Origin of the sequence: Microcoleus sp. T2B6 (genome assembly GCF_036700475.1) — a bacterium.
Taxonomy (GTDB): Bacteria; Cyanobacteriota; Cyanobacteriia; order Cyanobacteriales; family Microcoleaceae; genus Microcoleus.
In genome coordinates this window covers 25,084-40,324 of sequence record NZ_JAUBOZ010000071.1, presented here as the reverse complement: position 1 = coordinate 40,324, position 15,241 = coordinate 25,084, and the positions used below count along the sequence as shown (strand labels likewise).

Here is a 15,241-nt window from a genome sequence, read left to right as displayed (position 1 = left end):
TCTGCCTCCTGCCTCCTGCCTCCTGCCTCAAAACTCCAATTTCTAGCGGAGGGCTGCAAAGGTGAGATGCTCCCCATAAATTTCTGTCCGGTATCCAATCCGATCAATAGTAATCACCTTTAAATCATCCTTCAGCAACGAACACAAAAAACAGTATATTGACAAAATTCACACAGTCTTCTAAGATAAAAGACGATTCCTAACACACCGCCAAAACTTAACAAATCATCCCTCCACAAGTTAACAATTTAATATAATAGGCTTTGACAGCAATGGTTCCATACCTAATATCATTCTTCTACGGTATTTGCCTGCTTTTCTCCCTCATCGGTTGGGGGAAATTCCTCAACCACATTCTGTTTCCCAACCAGCGAACGGACTGGGGACAAAGAGCAGGTTGGGGTCTAGCCTTGAGCCTTATCATTGGCGGTGTATTAAACGCAACTTGGAATATCTCGCCACCCACAATTTTATTTTTTTTAGGTTTGGGACTCATTTATTGTCTAGTAGATTTGATAAATCACAGACAATCAATCGCCAGTAATCTCTCACAGCTATTTCAAGAAAGTCGCAAAGATAAAATAGTCTTAGCAGGCATTGCGACTGTCAGCCTACTGATTTTTATCCAATACGCGGGATGGGTGTATACAGGCAGACTCAACTTTGCCAACATGGTGTATGCTGACGGGTTTAATACCAGCGATGACTACCACGCTTACTTAGTATTTCCCCACAAAATGCTGCAACTCGGTTCTATGGGCCTAGAGCCTTTTAGCGAAAGAAGAATAGTATCTTTGGGGGGACAGTCATTTCTCCATACTTTCATTGTCAGCGTACTTTCTGACACTAATTTAAACATCATAGACCCGGGTTTAGCGCTGATAATTACGATCGGACTAATTATCGGATTTTTCAAAGAACATCCAGCCTCCACTAGACGAGTAATATTTACAATTTTATTTGTCCTATTGATTGCTGTACCCAAGGCAAACACTACAAGTAGTATGCTGCCTGTAGCTTTATTTTTAAGTTTGTTTAGAACCATTGACACCAAAGAAATAGACTGCAACTCTTGGGTTTCCAATGCTTGTATTATTGCTTTAATCTCCGCCGCAATTTGTACGTTAAAATCTTCTCTAATTCCAGCCTCGGCTATTGTATTGGCAGTTAGCTACCTTTGCTATTTTATTAGCTCAAAGACCCAACAAAAAGTTGTTTGGGAATTCGCGCTGGCGACAGTATTAGTAGGAATATTTCTCCTACCTTGGATGATTTCTTTGTATCAATCTTCAGGTACTTTATTGTATCCTCTTTTGGGAAAAGGCTATCACGCCTCCGCCTACGGCATTACTTTCAAATCAGGTTCGACACTCTTGGGAACTGTTAAAACAGCCATCGCAGCATTCAGAGGTATTTACGTTTTTATACTGATATTGCTCGGCTGCTTGAGCTTAAGTATCCGACCTCTGAAATTGGCTAATTTACCAGCAGAATCCTCGTTCTCGAACCGCCAAGCACCTTTATCTATGACAGTTGCAGCGCTAGTGGCAACTGTTGTTGTAGGGGTGCTTACCGAAAATGCCGACCCTTTTCGCTATTCATTCTCTCACCTGTTTCCGGCAATTATCATATTAATTATGATTGCCATGACGGATACAGGAGTGTTAAATACAAACGGGATTCCTAACTTTTTTATTGCCGCTGTATTTTGTGCAGGTCTTACAATCAGCTACGATTGGGAGATCACTAAAAATACTTATTCAGCTTATGTGAAAAATATTAAATTCGGACTAACGAATCCATCTTTAGTTTCAGCTAAGCAAAAGTTGCAGTATGCAGCGCTGCAACAGTCTATTCCCCAGGGAGAAACAGTTTTAACCAGGCTAGATACACCTTTTATCCTCGATTTTAAACGCAATCAAATTCTCCTAGCTGACTGGCCCGGAGGAGCAAGTTTGCCTCCCGGAATGCCTGTCTTCAAAGGCGATGAAGCTTTAGCGAACTATTTAGTTTCAAAATCTATTCGATACATAGCTTATTCGTCTTGGAGTCTCAATCATCCGCCAAATGTAGATACTTCAGCGCCTGGATTGTCATCTTGGTTTAGACTGCAATCACAACTTGCTCACGACTTTCGGGATAACGTGCAACAACTAGCAAAAACGAGAAAGAAGCTTTATGCAGACGGAGAAAATTTTGTGCTGGATTTGGGAGTTCAGCGTAAGTAGCAAATATTTAGATGACATAAAAGAGCAGATTAGATATCAAACCGAAAAGCCGGAAATGTTTGGTAGAAATTCGAGCATCTGCTGGCAGTATCTTTAACACATCTTTCTCAGATAAAAGGTTGAGATTTTCCTCTTGGGCGAAAAAGTGTTGACCGAGCAATTTCAGCAACGCTCGAAACCAAGAGGGGGGCAGCCAATGTATGAGGGGAACAGCAGTGTGGAATTCTACGGGATACCACCGGTTGGGAGTTGTGATGCAGCAAGTTTTGCCGACGCGGCAAAGTTCCCGAACAAAAGCTTGTTGCTGAGTCCGACTCCCGACGTGTTCGATTACGGCAAAACTCACGACTCAATTAAAACTTTTGTCGGGAAATGGCAAGCTTAATCCATCAGAACGGACGTATTTTAAACCTGGATATTCTTCTTCTAAAAACACAGCATCTTCCATACCGACTGCGGTGATTTTGTCCTTATGCGGATAAAGTTTCTCAAAGAAATTGCAGTCTTCGCGGCGGTCGGAAGTTACTCCTACATCCAACACCGTTGTGTCGGCGCTGGGATGGGCTAATCCCATGAGCAAATCGAACATTTTTTGGCGGGCGTACAAAGATAGTTTAGTTGCGAAACCGCCTAGCTTGGGGCCAACATACTCGCTGGAGTTGTTTTCAGTTAGTGTCATATAATTTTAGCTTTGAGATGAACTGACAACCTGGTTGAAGCCCGATTGTTCGCGCTCGATTTAACACAGCATTTGGGCAATTTAAATCATCTTTCGTGAAATTTATAACAAAACTGTACTTTTAAGTGTTTTACCTGCGCTTCAACCCCAGCACGCTGAGAAAAAAGCTCGACAAAACCATCTGCAAACCGACAGTCAGGCAAGTGAGCGAGGGAATAACCAAACGCAGAGTTTTAGAAGGGTCGAGAGAACCAAAAGCAGTTTCACTCCAGATAGTTAATGACAAGAACGAGCCAACTATTCCGATTAATATCAGTGTGACTCCGAAAATCAATCCTGTCTCTAGGGTGACATAGCGAAATATTTTGTTGAGTTTGGGGTCTTCGGGCAGCAGTTTTTCACTGATGGCGAAAACTTTGGTGAAGAAAGCGAAAGTTACTGCTTGAAAACCGATGATAATTGCGATCGCAGCATACAGCAGTGTATGCACGTCAAAGCTGATACTCCCGATATTTTGAGTACCGGGCAACAGCCAAATGCCAACTATTATACCCACAATCATCAGGAAAGCACCCGGATACAAGAACAGCCATCGGGGACTGTAAAGCAACAGAAATCGCAAGTGCCGCCAGCCATCTCGCCAAGTTCGCAGGTGCGGCGGACGGCTGCGGCCATCGGGAGAGAGTACGGTGGGGACTTCTGTGATTCGCAACTTGTACAGAGAGGCTTTGACGACCATTTCGCTGGCAAATTCCATCCCCGTTGTTTGCAAGTCGAGTTTCAAAATTGAGTCTCTCCTGAAACCCCGCAATCCGCAGTGAAAGTCCCCGGCGGGACTGGAGAAGAATAGCTGCCCCACCCAAGTAAGTACCGGATTTCCTAAGTATTTGTGCAGTGGTGGCATTGCCCCCGGTTTGATGCCGCCTTGAAAGCGGTTTCCCATCACTAAATCGCACCCTCCCCGCAATTTTTCGACAAAAGCGCCGAGACTAGAAAAGTCGTAGCTGTCGTCAGCGTCGCCCATGATAATATAGAGTCCGCGCGCTGCGATTATGCCTCCCATCAGGGCGCTGCCGTAGCCTTTGGCTGCTACGGGTACGACTCGCGCCCCCATTCTGGTAGCGATATCTTGAGAACCGTCAGTGCTGCCGTTGTCTGCTATGATGACCTCGCCGGCAATATCAAGTTCGCGCAGGGACTTCTGCGCTTTCTGGATACAGATTTCTAAAGTTTCTGCCTCGTTCAGGCAAGGCATGAGTATCGATAATTCGAGAGTGTATTCCCCGCTGGCGTTGGTCTGTTCTGCCATATGTTTGTTCTACTGTTGCTGGCGATCGACAATACTTGCATTTCCAGTATGTATGTTTAAAATATGGGTAGCGAACAAAACTCAATAAAACTTAATCAAAGCTGTTTAGGAGAGTTTGTTCCGGGCCATTCTCGATCTGTAGTATTATCTTGGTGAACTCATGAATAGAGGCGTTTTTCTGGTTTTGCTTGCTGCCATTTTGTGCAGCGTCCTGGGTCAATTTACTCTGAAGGCTGGAGCAAAAGTTTTAGGGCCCATCGGCGCTGCTAATTTAGTTGAAAAAGTTATAGCAATGGCTACTCAGCCTTTGATAATAGCAGGTCTTTCTCTGTACGCAATTTCTTCGATCGGTTTTATCGTAGTTTTGTCCCGCGCTAACATTAGCATAGTCTCGCCTTTACTGTCAATCAGTTACCTGTTTACTGTTTTGGGCGGCAAAATTGTATTTAACGAGCCGTTGCCACCGCTGCGGTTAGTAGGCGTGGCGCTAATTATGACGGGAGTAATTTTTGTACTCAGAGGTCAAGCAGGGGGTGCGCCAGGGGGCAGTTAGCGAGCCCTTTTAAGATTGACGCTTGAGTGCTGAATTGATAACTTAACTAAAAGGGTGCGTCTGAATGTTCTGTTATTAGATAGATCCCAGGACCTACAACTTGTGGGCGAATCTTTTGAAAAATATAGAAAATGCAACTCTAGACAGGATTTGTGCAGGTACACTATATTTGTGCCTGCACAAATACGAAGGCTACTAATTGACACAATATGGCCTCACAAGTTGGTGAGGATTTAATTAAAACCGTATAAGTACGATCGCGGAAGTTTACAGAGATCGCGAGCGGCGAGTGAAAGACGATCGCGCCTGCGTCACCCTTAAAAATTTTAAGTACGACGGCGAGGAGAACTAAAATAATTAGTTAACTATCGCGTAAAATATGTAAATATCTCCTTTAACCATGATTATTGCCAATATTTACGCTCCCAGTCAAACCAACTACGGATTAACCGATTTCTACCATTTTTACAGGAAGTTGCATACAAGAAAGATTCTGTTGAGAGGGCATCCCGATGGCAGCCAACTTCATAGGGCGATCGCCGTAAGTGCACAGGAGCAACAACTAAAAACCAGTCGAACCTAAGCTTTAAGGATCGGTTGCAAATGTTGTGGGGGCTCATAAACAGGACACATCATATCACGTCCGCTAGTACCGGGCTTGATATAAGGGGTAAGGGGTCAGGGATAATGGGCAAACGAATAACTAAAAACCAACAACTAAGAACTAACAAATAACTAATAATTAATTCCCAATTCCCATGACTAATGACTAATTTATGATTCATATTTATACAGAAATAGAACAGGGGCAGCGATGGCTCGATCGCTATCGGGGACAAAAACCGATATTTGCCTGCGTGTTAGGATTTACCGCTACTGGATTAATTCCGGGGATTTCAGCAGCAGGAGCAACCCCGCACGATCGACAATTTACTTGTTTAGCCGATGCAGAATTTTTGTATAACGGCCCCCAACCGTCGCCCCAATATCCTTTGCCGCCCCTAGAAGCGGGTGCCTCGCCGGTACTAATATCTCGCGCTGTAGTCGAAGCTTTGGAACTTCCCCTTTACCTATTTAATGCTGGTTTGCCCCTCCCACCTCCCGTACCTGCAATTGATTTGGGCGGCACTCCGGCAAAGTGTCTGATTTCTGGGAATGCTTTAGAACTCGAAACAGTCAAACATTTGCTCGAACAAGGATTAATTTGGGGAGCTAAATTGGCTGCTCAAACTAATGGTAGCTATTTAATTTTAGGGGAGTGCGTAGTTGGGGGAACGACTACTGCTTTGGGCGTGTTAATGGGTTTGGGTATTGCAGCGGCGGGCAAAGTTAATAGTTCTCATCCTCGCTGCAATCACGCTCAAAAATTGGCTGCGGTGACAGCGGGACTCAATAATGCTGAGTGGGAAATTAACGGACAAAACAGCACTCCCCTGGAATTGGTAGCGGCGGTGGGCGATCCGATGCAAATAGCGGTGGCGGCAATGGCGATCGCCGCGAGTCGGACTTGCGGGGTGCTTCTGGCCGGGGGCACGCAAATGCTGGCAGTGTACGCTTTGATGCAAGCCTTAGCCCGTGAATATGCTCTGCTATGGAGTCCCGAACAAGTCGCGGTGGGGACTACGCGCTGGGTAGCCGAAGACCCTACAGGAGACACTGTAGGACTTGCTAATGATATCGGCAGTGTGCCTCTGTTGGCCGCGCAGCTAAGTTTTGCTGGATCTCGCTACGGGCAACTGCAAGCTTACGATCGCGGCTATGTTAAGGAAGGTGTCGGTGCGGGTGCGTGTGCGATCGCCAGTGGCTTGACTGCAAATTGGACTCCAACTCAACTCCTTCAAGCTGTTGAAGCTTTAGCCTCGCGGTGTGAGATTAAACATTAAGTAGATAGTTATAAGAATCGATGCCAGATTTGTGAACTTCTCTCTTTCTTCTCTTTCTTCTCTTTCTCTGCGTCCTCTGCGCCCTCTGCGGTTTGTAAAAAAAATCTTGTTCACCAAAGAAATAGCCTTCCTATTTCTACACAATATCTCGCTTTCATGCAGTATTCTTCCTGTTAATTCCCCGACCGAAAAAACTCTCTGCAATAACTCTATAAGTAGACGAGCATAAATCAACGCAAATTGTATTTTTTTTGAGATTAATGCCCGATCCCCGCTAGCAATATTTAATTAGGTCCGCCTAGATGTTGCGAGTGCATTCTTTTGGAGAGCAACTGTTCTTCCAAGGCGGCAATTCGATTGTAAGCTGCTGTTAGCTGAGCTGTTAAGCGCTGGATTTGAATCTCGGCGCTCAGCTCTTTTTCCAGGCTTTGAGAATTTTTGTCGAAGTAGCTGTCATCTAACAGTATGTCCTTGTGTTCGAGGAGGCCATCGATACTTCTGTAGCTTTGATATGGCGAGGTTTTTTCATTTCCTAGCGTTCCAGAGCCATCGTTTCTCTGTTGCTGGGTCAGCTTCGTCTCCTTGGCCGACTCCAAAAGCTTTTCATTGAGGTTTTCTATGAGTTTGTAGAGGGCCTCGACTTGTTGGCTCAATACTGTAACTTGCTGGCGGAGCGCTTCCATACAATCATCCTTTGGCTCGTAACTTATATCTTTACATTTTAGGTAAATCTTTACATAACTTGGATTTATCACTAAATTATTTAATTTTTGAGGTAATTGTTGTGTTCCCAATCCTGACGGTAGATTTAGGGAGCCAGCTTGAAGATAATCGCTCGCCATTCGTGGGTCGATTGTAGATTTTAGATTTTAGGTTTTAGAGAGTCTTGGACACAGAAACCGGTTGGTTAACCTCCATACTTCGTTCAAACCTTCTATCAGAGTTAAAACGTCGCGTTTCAGAGAGTCGGATCGCAGAGCGTCCTATTAGATTGACTTCGCTCTCGCCAGTGCTTTCGGGATTCAGATGAACTCACATCTTGCACCATTCTCAAGAACGGGCTCTCCGGCCCGTTCCACAAAACATAAATTTTCTTGTGGAACAGGCCGAAAAGCCTGTTGCTAAAAGGCTAATTGAGAATGGTGCAACATATGAGATGAATGGATTTTGAGTTTTTTTAGTTATTAAGCTGTCGCCGATTTAAAAAGAATTTTTCACTTCGGTTGTGTAAAAAGCGTCATCCAACGGCAGATGGCAGCGCTCTCGTTGTTTCGTTATATTAAAAAATGTAACACAGATGCAGTCGATCGACCCGGCTGGCGAGCACAACTGGCTCAAAGTAACTTTTCGCAGAGAAATTAGGCGTTAAGTTGAGGGAGTTTTCCGCATCGGAAAGCTCGATCGACAAAGTAGAAGGTAAAATCAGGGAAGAGCCAATCGATTTTAGATTTTAGATTTTAGAATTGAAGAATTGAAGCATTGAAGCATTGAGCCCACGGATAAATTCGGGGGCTTGTATCCTGGATGCTTTGGGTCAAACAGACTCACAGCGCAGCAGAACCGAGTACAATGGCTCTGTGTTTGAAAAAGAAATAAGATAAATCGGCGCCAACTACCGGACTCGACAAACAATTATTTCCTCGGCTGTAGAACACAAAAAGATGGGTCAATATTTAGAAAAGCGGATTGACAGGTGAAACGAAGGTCTTTGCTATTGGGGGCCGCCACCCTAACTTTAAGTCAATTGGCGGCAGGGTGTGACTCGAAGCCCAGTCTCAAAATTCGATCGCTCAAAAACGGTATTCCGGCCCAACTGGTAAGCAAATTTAGCCGCGATGTACAACCGTCTCCGCTTTTGCAGGTAACGCAAGAAGGACAATTAAAAGAATTATTCGCCCTGTTGCAGGAGTGGAAACGGGTTCCCGAATCAAAAAATCAAGCTAACTTGGTGATGTTGGGAGATTACTGGCTGACTTTGGCAATTAGGCAAAAATTGATTAAGCCGATCGATCCTGCTAAGTTTGCTAATTGGCCAAAATTGCCCGAAAGATGGCAAAAACTCGTCAGGCGCAACGATGAGGGTAAATTAGATCCTCAAGGTAAAGTGTGGGCTGCACCTTACCGCTGGGGAAGTACGGTAATTGCGTATCGAACCGACAAATTTAAGCCTTTGGGGTGGACTCCGACAGATTGGAAAGACTTGTGGCGCTCAGAATTGCGCGATCTAATTTCTCTGCCGGACAGTGCCAGAGAAGTTATCGGTTTAACATTAAAAAAACTAGGGAAATCTTACAATACGCAGCAATTAGATAAAGTCCCCAATCTCAAAAAAGAACTCGCAAATCTGCACCGACAAGTTAAATTTTACAGTTCCGACGCTTACCTGCAACCATTAATTTTAGGCGATACTTGGTTGGCAGTTGGTTCATCTGGAGACTTGCTCCCACTGCTGCAAACTCAAAAGGATATTGCTTTAGTAGTTCCGGTTTCGGGAACTGCACTTTGGACAGATTTGTGGGTACAACCAGCATCAGGGAATCCAGTTTCGTTAGTGGAAAAATGGATTGATTTTTGCTTACAACCTCGGGTTGCTCCTCAATTATCTTTGCTGGCTAAGGCTAGTTCGCCGATAATTGTCGGCATGAAACCCGAAGATTTGCCGGAAGCTGTTCGCACTAATTCTGTGTTGTTGCCGGATGCTAAGATTCTTGCTGCTAGCGACTTTATGCTGCCTTTTGGGGATGCTGGTATTGCCCAATATCGATCGCTCTGGCAAGAAACTAGGCAAGTCGTTAAAAGTTAAAATGTAGGGTTCGTCAGTCACCAGCCCACAAGCGCCGAGAAAATCATCAAAACTGACGCACCTTAAACCGTAGGGTTCGTCAGTCACCAGCCTTGTGTGTGTAGCAAAGCAACAAACTGCAGTGAAATAACAAACAAAACAGCAGGGGCGGAAAGTGTTAGTATTTTAATTTTAAGAACAATCGTAATTATAAATCACCTGAGAAAAATCTAAATTTTCTAAGTCCTCAGCACGAATCAAAAAGTTACCTACTCCACAATCACCCCAACAAATCTCATCATCACTAATCATGTGTAAGATTACAACTTTATGGTCTTTGTATTGCGGACTATACTCACGAGGATCAGTTTGCGTAAAGTAGCCGTATCCCCCTATTTTATGGTGAATTTCGTATAAATTAGCATAATACCAATCAAATATTTTGTAATTATCTGTACTCATTACCTCAAAGAATTGTTCAAGTTTTTGTTTTTCAAAAATGTTATTAATTTGATAGTCTTCTGGGCAAACGCACTCATTGTCAGGACTAAACTGTAAAGCCAAACATTCTTGAGAATTGTTCACATATTGGTGCTTTAAAGGTAAATAATCACGTTCAAAAATATGCTCACTAAAAGGATTATCAATCGGACAATTATTTGCGTCAACAAATTGCAAGGCACTAAATTTTGGATTGTTTAAAGTTGAATAGCTCTCATTGATATCCAACAAAAAAGCAAAATCTGTTTGACAATTATTTCTGTCAATTTCTGAAAAGTACAATACTTTGAAATCTTTTTGATTGTCCAACTTCTCTCTATCCATTCCATACCAACCTAGATTGTTACTAATATAAAATTGCAAAATTCCTTTTTTGGGGAAAGGCGCTAAATATGGCACTTGGGCAAAGATTTCCTCAAAATTGAGTTGTGCCAAAAGGTGCATATATTTTCCATCACTATCTTTGGGAAAATCGTAACCTTTCGGCAAGTAAGGCACTCCGCCAAATTTGCTTGACCAGAAATCAGTCGCCTTTCGTTCGTAAGTGATTTTAATAACAGGCTTTTCTGAACTTTCAATTTCTTGGCGAAAAGGTTCTAATTCAGCAGGAAGCTCAAGGTTTGTTTTCATTATTTTGTACGTGACTAATAAGCTACATTTTATTAGCTCAAATGTAAGCTGTGTGAACTCTTGATTTATCGATTATCCAAAACATAACTCACGGCTGAGCCACCCTACTAAAATCCTTTCACCCTTCCTCGAATACCTGGATTTGAGAGAGATTCTAAATCAATCCGACAGTTAAGCCGATCGCCCTTGCACGAATAAACTGCCAAAGCAGTGCCTTGACGGTTGCAAACTCGCACATTGTAACCATAATCGTTGGCGACAGTGCCAAAGCGGTTAACAAACTGATAGCGTTCCATATAATCGAGCAAACTCCAAAGTTGGCGATTGACTATGAGAATTACCCAAGTATTGCCGGGATCGACAAACCAGCGATCGAGCAATTTTCCGCCAAACTGTTTTTGAGCTAACCACAGACTCGGCACGCTTTTTTCGGTTTGCGAAAGCGGGGGCGACGGCAAATTAGCAGCGTTGCCAGTCGGGCAAGCCGGCTGCTGGGAAAAAGCCGCAGATTGTCCCCACAGCAAGGCTCCGAGGCACGCAGAACAGGCGATCGGGAACAAAAATAAACTTTTTGTCAAAATGCCATGCCTGCGGGGAGAAACTTGATTTTCGTGGCGCATTTTGGGGTAATTCATCATATTCATCATATTATTAGACAAGATTGCATAAATCATTCATTGATACAGAAACCGCAGATGTAAGGCAGATAAACACGGATAAACGCAGATAATTTTAAATTACTCGTTACTAGGCTCCAGCCTAGTAATGCAGATCCGGAGGCTCTGCCTCCATGTTTCCAACCGAGGCAGAGCCTCTAGATTTATGTTCCCAGGCTGGAGCCTGGAAGTTAATTTTATTATTCTTCAGTCCGCGGAGGCGGACATTGTTTGTATAGTAGCGGTTTCAACCGCCGACTCTTCTCTTATTTCTGCAAAATTATTAAAATTCCGATCGCTTAAACAATGAAGCAGGCAGACAAGCAGTAAAAGTAGAACCGCAATCTAACTCGCTAGTAACTTCAATATCGCCGCCCATCATCTGACAAAAACGCTGGCTGATAGCCAGTCCCAAACCAGTACCCCCGTACTTGCGAGTAGTTGAATCGTCAGCTTGAGTAAAAGGTTGGAACAGTCGCTCTTGCTGTTCTTGTGTCATGCCGATGCCCGTGTCCGTCACTCGGAAAATTAAAAAGTCTGCATCCAAAATTAACATTTGAGCAACTCTCGGTTGATATTTATTTTTTAATTCTTGACTGGTAATTCTTTCTAGAGTAAGCACGATCGCCCCATTAGCAGAAAATTTAGCAGCATTGCTGAGCAAATTCAGCATTACCTGCCGCACTTTCATCAAATCGCCGTGCATCGCGCCGATATTGTCAGAACTCAATACTTGCAAAGTATTGCCGTTTTTATCCATTAGCGGTTTGATAGTTGTTACCACCTCCTCGATTAAACCTCCAACATCGAAGCTTTCGAGGTAAATCTCCATCTTGTCAGCTTCAATTTTGGAAATGTCGAGAATGTCCTCTATCAGCCGCAGCAAGTGTTTGCCAGCAGTGCGAATTTTGTCTAAATCCGAGACTAGCTCTAAGTGGCCTAACTCTTCGGCATCTTCCACCAGTATATCGCTGTAGCCGATAATCGCATTCAGGGGAGTGCGTAACTCGTGGCTCATGTTTGCCAGAAAAGCACTCTTGGCGCGGTTGGCGAGTTCTGCTGCTTCTTTTGCCAACTGCCACGCTTCCTCCGCGTCTTTGCGTTCGGTGATATCCCGCAGTGTCGCCACTACGGCTTCGACGCTGCCGTCTGTCGCACAAACCGGGCTGAGAATGTACTCGTAGTCGCGGGTTCCCCAGTTGGCCGTGGGGACAATTACTTCGCCTTTCACGGGTTCGGCTGTCGCAAATATGCCGTCGCATTCTTGGTGAACCCGCTGCATAATTGTTGGCGACCAGCCTAATTCCTGCCAGGTTTTGCCAATCATTTCTCTGGGGTTCATGCCGGCGGCTTGAGCGGCGGTGCGGCTGACATAGGTGTATTTTCCAGATCGATCTACTAGAAAAATTAGGTCAAGAGAAGCGCCGAGAATGCCGTCAACAGTTCTGGCGTGTCGGGCTACTTGAGCCGTCATTTGTCTGACTGTGATGGCGCCGCGGACTCTGGCGGCCAGTTCAAACCGCAAGAGTTCGTTGGCTTGTTTGAGGAATAGGGTGCGCTGTTCGACTTCTATTTCTAGTTCTGCTTTGGCTTTTTCTAGGGTGAGTTCGGCAAGTTTGCGATCGCTCACATCTGTAGAAATTGTACCGACTGCATAAGCTTTACCTTCGGAGTTGCAGAGGGGAAATTTCAGAGAAATATAAGTGTGCGGGCCGTCGTCTTGAGGGATGATTTCTTCGAGGGTTAGGGGCGAGGAGGATTCGAGAACTTTCAGGTCATTTTCTCGCAGGGCTGCTGCTTTGTCTTGGGGAAAAATATCGCTGTCGGTTTTCCCTGTTATTTGCTCTTTTGCGATGTCGAACAAATTGTCAAAATGGCGGTTGGTGAGCAGGTATTTTCCGTCAACATCTTTGATGTAAATTACTGCTGTTGAGTTGTCTAAAATAGCTTGCAGCAGTGCTTCGCTCTTTCGCAGGGCTTTTTGAGTGTTTTGGCGATCGAGTATTTCTGGCTGCAATTCCCAGTTGAGGCGATTTAAGTCTTGCCAAGCTTCCTGGACTAGATTTAAGGCGATCGCGCTTTTTTCTAGTTCTGTATTTTCTGTATTTACCTGTCGCGACTGGTTTGAGACGGAGTTTTCGGGCAATTCTAGGGGTTGGAAAGCGAGCGGGATGTGGGGATTTGCGATCGGGCGTTGGCGAAGCCCTCGAAGAGGATCGCCAGCCAATTTTTTATTATATCGAAAATCCAGGGCTAATTGACCATCTAAACTCGATTTTTTGGGAAATAAATCGGGGAATTCGCCGAAATTTAAATTGTCATAAATTATATCAAATGTCCGCGATCGCTGCGGTTCGGCGCTGGAGTTAAATGCCCAATTCCCGTCTGATGTTGATAAATCTGAGTTAGCGGGTTTAGCAATCCGGCGAGTGACGGCAACTCCCAAGGCGAAGGGGACAAGGGCAGCCGCAGACATTGCCAGCAGCCAGTTGTTGCCCCACCAAGTTTCGATCGAGGTTGTGGGGATGCCCCGCACTAAAATTACAGCGGGTTTTCCGGCTAGATTATTCAGGGATTTTGCTGCTACTGTATAAGCCTGATTCCCTATTTTTATTTGCTGAGCAACTGCTTTCCCATCGGCGGCGCGTGCAGAGATCAGTAGCGATCTGTCCATCCACTGTAAGTCGGGCAACCGTTGATTTTTCGTAACACTTTGTCCACTTACCAAGACATATTTGCCCTCATTAAGCGGTGCATAAATAGCGTAAAATCCGAGTGAATGGACTATTTCGCTACTGGCAACCATCGGGATTTGGCTCAGATTTGTTCCTAAAAATAAAGCAGCAATAACAGTCTGATTTTTGGGATGTTTTACGGGAATTTCTGAGTAATTCACAAGGACACGTTCGCTCAATCCCGTTTGCAAAGTTGGCAATTGTTTCTGATTTTCCGATTTAGCCAGAATTTTGCTGGGCGTAATTTGCTCTTTTTTTGCTAATACTTGATAGGCTAGGTTGCGAGGATTAAAACTTTGTCCCTCTTGGTTGAGATTAACGCTAACAATTATCTTCCCATCTTTCCCCACTAAAGCTGCACTGTGTATTGCTCCTGTTTTGACTTGATTTTCTAGAATTTGCTTGACAGATTTTTGCAAATATGATATTTTATTGCCGCTGTTGTAAGCTAAGGCTGTTTGGGCGATCGTTTTGCTGTCAGAAGAGTTTTGCAAACGGTCTGTGGCGCGATCGAGTGGTAGATTGTAGTTAATTTCACTAAGGCTCAGTTCAGATTTAGCTTGATTTTGCAGTTGATTGCTTCCAACTGCCGATGCTAGCCAAAGTGCTGCTGCCGTTAGTCCGACGGGCAAGATTGTTTGTAAAGTCAGCAGTCCGATTAGCTGTTTTCTGGTAACAGTTAAGTTGTAAGTACACGGCTTGAAAGCTGCTTTCAATCTTCTTTCGGAAGTCGCAACTTTAGTTTGCTGCAGACAATTTGGCTGGCTGTCGTTTAACTGAGTATGAGCCATAGTAGTAGATGCGGGATCGGTTGTAGATTACAAGCAATCAATTTTAGATTTTAGATTTTAGATTTTAGATTTTAGACTTTGGCGTGAGCGCTCAGTTGAACGATTTTAGATTTTATATCGCAATACGCTTGGGTTAAAACTGTTTATTCCTCGGATCTCCCCCTAAATCCCCCTGATTGTTGGGGAGTAGGGGTTGACTTTGAGTAAGTTCTTGTCCCCCCCTTCGTAGGGGCGGTGCGACCCCTACTCCCCGTGCCCGCCCTTGGCTAGGGGGGATCGGGCTTAACCCAAGGGTATTGTTTTATATCGAGTTCGGTTAATCACTCATCATAAAATTGTTGCCTCTCGCCGCCGCCAACCAAGCAAGAAAATGACTAGGGTATTCTTAAAAAAATCGGTTTCTCGCTGTTAATCAGATTGTGTTATTTAGTTGTTTTTACATATAATACTGTCGGCTCCTATTTAAAGTGTGGTGGGAGCATCCAAATGAGTGC

At 44.3% G+C, this 15,241-nt stretch carries 12 protein-coding genes; 5 read left to right on the top strand and 7 right to left on the bottom strand.

The annotated features are described in order from the left end of the window. Positions 1-272: 272 nt before the first annotated feature. On the top strand, positions 273-2,228 hold the full coding sequence (locus QUA00_RS25360) for a hypothetical protein (RefSeq protein ID WP_333411589.1): 1,956 nt from the start codon (positions 273-275) through the stop codon (positions 2,226-2,228). Between the two features lie 7 nt (positions 2,229-2,235). On the opposite strand, the gene QUA00_RS25355 is transcribed toward QUA00_RS25360, so the two are convergent. The 3 genes from QUA00_RS25355 to QUA00_RS25345 form a co-directional block, all read right to left on the bottom strand. After that, the gene (locus QUA00_RS25355) at positions 2,236-2,574 is read right to left on the bottom strand and encodes a hypothetical protein (protein WP_333138927.1); all 339 of its coding nucleotides are present in this window, start codon (positions 2,572-2,574) and stop codon (positions 2,236-2,238) included. A 3-nt stretch (positions 2,575-2,577) separates the two neighbouring features. Then, entirely contained in the window at positions 2,578-2,907 is a 330-nt protein-coding gene (locus QUA00_RS25350) for a hypothetical protein (protein ID WP_333138929.1), read from the bottom strand. A gap of 130 nt (positions 2,908-3,037) precedes the next feature. After that, entirely contained in the window at positions 3,038-4,216 is a 1,179-nt protein-coding gene (locus QUA00_RS25345; protein ID WP_333138931.1) for a glycosyltransferase family 2 protein, read from the bottom strand. A 160-nt stretch (positions 4,217-4,376) separates the two neighbouring features. On the opposite strand from QUA00_RS25345, the gene QUA00_RS25340 reads away from it, so the two are divergent. The 3 genes from QUA00_RS25340 (at position 4,377) to cobT (ending at position 6,652) form a co-directional block, all read left to right on the top strand. Beyond that, positions 4,377-4,769, top strand: a complete 393-nt coding sequence (locus QUA00_RS25340) for a transporter (protein ID WP_190737183.1) — start codon at positions 4,377-4,379, stop codon at positions 4,767-4,769. A gap of 400 nt (positions 4,770-5,169) precedes the next feature. Further along, positions 5,170-5,352, top strand: coding sequence for a hypothetical protein (locus QUA00_RS25335; RefSeq protein ID WP_333411588.1), 183 nt, complete (start codon positions 5,170-5,172; stop codon positions 5,350-5,352). Between the two features lie 193 nt (positions 5,353-5,545). After that, positions 5,546-6,652 carry a nicotinate mononucleotide-dependent phosphoribosyltransferase CobT gene (gene cobT, locus QUA00_RS25330; protein WP_333411587.1) on the top strand — a complete coding sequence of 369 codons (1,107 nt, stop codon included), beginning with the start codon at positions 5,546-5,548 and terminating at the stop codon, positions 6,650-6,652. 284 nt (positions 6,653-6,936) lie between these two features. Here cobT and QUA00_RS25325 read toward each other — a convergent pair whose 3' ends face one another. Next, entirely contained in the window at positions 6,937-7,494 is a 558-nt protein-coding gene (locus tag QUA00_RS25325) for a hypothetical protein (RefSeq protein ID WP_333411586.1), read from the bottom strand. Between the two features lie 851 nt (positions 7,495-8,345). Between QUA00_RS25325 and QUA00_RS25320 the strand changes: the two genes are divergently transcribed. Next, positions 8,346-9,455 (top strand): extracellular solute-binding protein, encoded by a 1,110-nt coding sequence (locus QUA00_RS25320; RefSeq protein WP_333411585.1) that lies wholly within the window; start codon positions 8,346-8,348, stop codon positions 9,453-9,455. Between the two features lie 171 nt (positions 9,456-9,626). Here QUA00_RS25320 and QUA00_RS25315 read toward each other — a convergent pair whose 3' ends face one another. From QUA00_RS25315 to QUA00_RS25305, 3 genes are all read right to left on the bottom strand, one after another. Continuing rightward, a complete protein-coding gene (locus tag QUA00_RS25315; RefSeq protein WP_333411584.1) occupies positions 9,627-10,565 on the bottom strand; it encodes a DUF1963 domain-containing protein in 939 nt (312 codons plus the stop codon). Positions 10,566-10,672: 107 nt separating this feature from the next. Then, positions 10,673-11,203: a hypothetical protein gene (locus QUA00_RS25310; protein WP_333138944.1), complete on the bottom strand. Its 531-nt coding sequence runs from the start codon at positions 11,201-11,203 to the stop codon at positions 10,673-10,675. Positions 11,204-11,504: 301 nt separating this feature from the next. Then, positions 11,505-14,747 (bottom strand): PAS domain-containing protein, encoded by a 3,243-nt coding sequence (locus tag QUA00_RS25305; RefSeq protein WP_333411583.1) that lies wholly within the window; start codon positions 14,745-14,747, stop codon positions 11,505-11,507. Between the last annotated feature and the right edge of the window lie 494 nt (positions 14,748-15,241).